The following is a 3,391-nucleotide window of genomic DNA, read 5'->3' on the forward strand; positions in this document are numbered from 1 at the left end:
TTAATTGTTAACAGGCGTTTTTAGATAATATACATATTTTGCTGTAGATAGTGGGTGACCTTCAAAATACTCATCAAATTCTTCGATATAAGTAAAATTATTGCGTTCATAAAACGCACGACCTTTTCGATTTTCACTTTCTACGTAAACATGCAATTGATTAGCATCTTTAATATTCCGCAAACCCTCACTTAATAACTGCTTGCCATATCCTAAATGTTGATGAGATGGTAGAAGGTAGATAGCAGTAAGTTCTGAGTCCCCATCTTCATCGATGCGTGTAAAATTTGCAAAACCGACAACTTCATTATTATGAATGGCAACATAAACAGCAGTCTTTTCTAAACGTTTCATCATCATGGCATTCGAATACGATCGTTCAATAAATAAATTTTGAATTTTAGTTGGTATAATGCCTTCATAAGTATCATTCCAAGTTATTTTTGCAATTTGCTTTACTGCAACAATATCGTTTAGTGTCATCGCTCGTATCAAATTGTATCACCTCAAAATTCTTTCAATCATCATACCAAATATTTCACTAGTATGCTATACATGTGGAATAATAGGTACAAAAGGAGTGGAATATATGTGGAGTATCAAACCTTTTCAGGTGCTATCGACAACTGAGCTTTATACATACTTGCAACTTCGGGTAAATGTATTTATTGTTGAACAATCTTGTCCATATCCTGAGTTAGATGGTTACGACATAGACGCGTATCACCTCTCTTATATAGAAAATGATGAATTACTTGCATACGGGAGAATTTTGCCTGCTGGAGTCAAGTATGGTCGTATTTCTATAGGTCGCGTGATAGTAGATCGAAAATCAAGGGGTAGGGGACTAGCTAAACAATTAATGGAACAAGCTATTTTATTTAGTACAGACAAATGGGGAAATGGTGAAATTCAGTTACAAGCACAATCTCATCTAAAAGATTTTTATGGATACTATGGTTTTAAGCCGATTTCTGAAGAATATATGGAAGATGGAATCCCCCATATTGATATGCTAAAGTAGTATGTTTAGTTTAAATTTACTTTGTAGTAGAAATTAAGTTTTGAATTGAAAATATGGGGTATCTATAAGTATAAATAGAAATTGAATTATTGGAGGAGTGATTAAGATGGCAAAAGGAAATAATCGTTCACTACTATTAGCTGGTTTGGCTGCGGGTGCATATGCCTATTTTAGTAAACAAGATAATCGTGAAAAAGCTAAAGTAGCTTTCAATAACACTAAGACCAAGGTTAATTCGTATCTAGATTCGCATAAAAAGGATGCGGAAATGACGAAGGTCGGTCATCCACATCCACAGGATATTGAAGATAACACCATGGTTGATGAAGGTGCTTTGACAAGCGTTCAATATTATAACAAAGAAACTCAAGATCAAATGAAAGAATCGGAAAAAATAGATAGCGATGATACACAAACAAAACCGACAATGGAAAAAAAGGTCGATTTTAGTAAAGCATAAGAAAAGAAAGGCTACGCTGAACTTTCAGCGTAGCCTTCTGTTTTTCCTAAAAGCCCAAAGAACGTCTAAAGTAGCTAGCATAACGTTGACTGACTGGAATTTTTGTTCCATCGGTCATTTCTAATAAAAAAGTAGAGTGCGAATCCGGTTGAATTTCCTTAATGAAAGCAATATTAACGATGTAAGATCTATGACATCTTAAAAATGACTCTGAGGAAAGAAGTAATTCTAATTCACTTAAATTTAAACGATGATATCCTTCACGTTCCTCAGTTTTGACAAAGGTCTTTCGAAGTTGAGTTTCTAAGAAGAGAACCTGATTATGTTTTACTGGATACCAATGTTCACCCGTTTTTATAGTTAGAAATTGACTTAAGAAAGGCGATGGTTGTTGTGGCAAAATAACGGTCACGGCGCCTTTTATTTTGCCCTCCTCAATAATGGGCATACTCATACCGTAATATGAAACGCCAAGTATTTCAGAGTCAATTAATTCGTTTACTTTCTTGCCGTAGAGAAGAGCTTTATGAGTCGCTGTGCCTTCTTTAATTAAATCACCTGGCTGTATTTTTAAATCAATTTTTTTGCTGGGTTGATAATACACATATTCACTACTGTTTGAGATCGCAATGGATGCTTGCTCAGGGAAGAAATCATGAATAACTCTCATGATTTCATTAATTGATTTTGTGTCCAAATTAATGCACCTCTTTATAATGCCATTTTAGCATATAAATCACTTAGTAGTGATATGAAAAAGGTTGGACTCAGTTCATTACTTTTGATATAGATTTGAAAAGTAGTAGTCATATAAGTTATACTTTCTTTGGACTACAAAAGTATTTATTTCACAAGGGAATATGTGGTATTGAAACTTGGTCTTTAAATAAGGTATACTTTTCAATAGTTTAAAAGATGAAGGTGAAAATTAATGAAGAAGAAAATTGGATTATTATTAATATTGGCTATGTCCGCTATTGTTCTGAGTGGTTGTGCGGGAGTTGAAAATAAGGAAGGCTATTTTTATAATATCCTAGTAAAACCTTTCGACTTTCTACTTACTTTTTTTGGAGATTTATTTAATGGGAGTTTCGGCTTAGCCATTATAGCGATTACAGTTTTGATTAGAGTTGTATTAATGCCATTAATGCTGCGTAACTACAAGAATCAACAGGGCATGAAACTTAAAATGGATGCTATGAAACCAGAAATGGATGAAATACAAAAGAAAATTAAAGCAACCAAAGATAAACAAGAGCAAACAAAATTGCAACAAGAAATGATGGGTCTGTATCGGAAACATAATGTAAATCCGTTAAACATGGGTTGTTTGGCAATGATAATTCAAATGCCAATCATTATGGGTCTGTATTTTGCCATTTTATATTCTCCAGATGTTAAGAGCCATCCATTTTTATGGTATAGTCTTGGTTCGCCAGACGTAATTATGACGCTTATTGCTGGAGCAGTCTATTTTGTGCAAGCTAAAGTGTCTTTGTGGACCGTGCCAGAGCAACAAAAAAATCAAATGAAAATGTTTATTTATATCTCTCCAATTATGATTATGTTTGTTTCATTTACATCCATGTCAGCACTACCGCTTTACTGGACGGTTGGTGGGTTACTGTTAATATTCCAAACTTATTTAGGTCGTAAGTTTTATTCAAATCATCCAGAAATAGTATTAGATGAGACACAAGACACAACAGATACAACAGAAATATCAGAATCAACAGAACAAGAAACACAAGAAACACAAGAAACACAAGAAACACAAGAAACACAAGAAACAAATGAAGTGAAAGAATCAAAGAAATCGCAACGAAGAAAAGAAAGAAATCGAAGAAAAGAAACATAAGTGATAGTCGGTGCTTCTTGAGCACCGATTTTTGTGCGACGGGCAGTTA

The 3,391-nt window shown here is 33.9% G+C and carries 4 protein-coding genes and 1 pseudogene; 3 read left to right on the forward strand and 2 right to left on the reverse strand.

The genetic code is table 11. From position 1 onward, the window contains the following. On the reverse strand, window positions 1-495 hold the full coding sequence (locus B371_RS0100995) for a GNAT family N-acetyltransferase (RefSeq protein WP_019412466.1): 495 nt from the start codon (window positions 493-495) through the stop codon (window positions 1-3). A 94-nt stretch (window positions 496-589) separates the two neighbouring features. On the opposite strand from B371_RS0100995, the gene B371_RS0101000 reads away from it, so the two are divergent. Next, a complete protein-coding gene (locus tag B371_RS0101000) occupies window positions 590-1,024 on the forward strand; it encodes a GNAT family N-acetyltransferase (RefSeq protein ID WP_019412467.1) in 435 nt (144 codons plus the stop codon). 106 nt (window positions 1,025-1,130) lie between these two features. After that, window positions 1,131-1,484, forward strand: a complete 354-nt coding sequence (locus B371_RS0101005) for a hypothetical protein (protein WP_019412468.1) — start codon at window positions 1,131-1,133, stop codon at window positions 1,482-1,484. 46 nt (window positions 1,485-1,530) lie between these two features. Here the strand turns inward: B371_RS0101005 and B371_RS0101010 are convergent, their stop codons facing one another. Continuing rightward, a complete protein-coding gene (locus B371_RS0101010; protein WP_019412469.1) occupies window positions 1,531-2,181 on the reverse strand; it encodes a LytTR family transcriptional regulator in 651 nt (216 codons plus the stop codon). A gap of 234 nt (window positions 2,182-2,415) precedes the next feature. Between B371_RS0101010 and yidC the strand changes: the two are divergent. Further along, window positions 2,416-3,162, forward strand: a pseudogene (gene yidC / locus B371_RS21000) (membrane protein insertase YidC); the annotation flags it as partial. Between the last annotated feature and the right edge of the window lie 229 nt (window positions 3,163-3,391).

The organism is Paenisporosarcina sp. TG20 (assembly GCF_000286315.1).
GTDB lineage: Bacteria > Bacillota > Bacilli > Bacillales_A > Planococcaceae > Paenisporosarcina.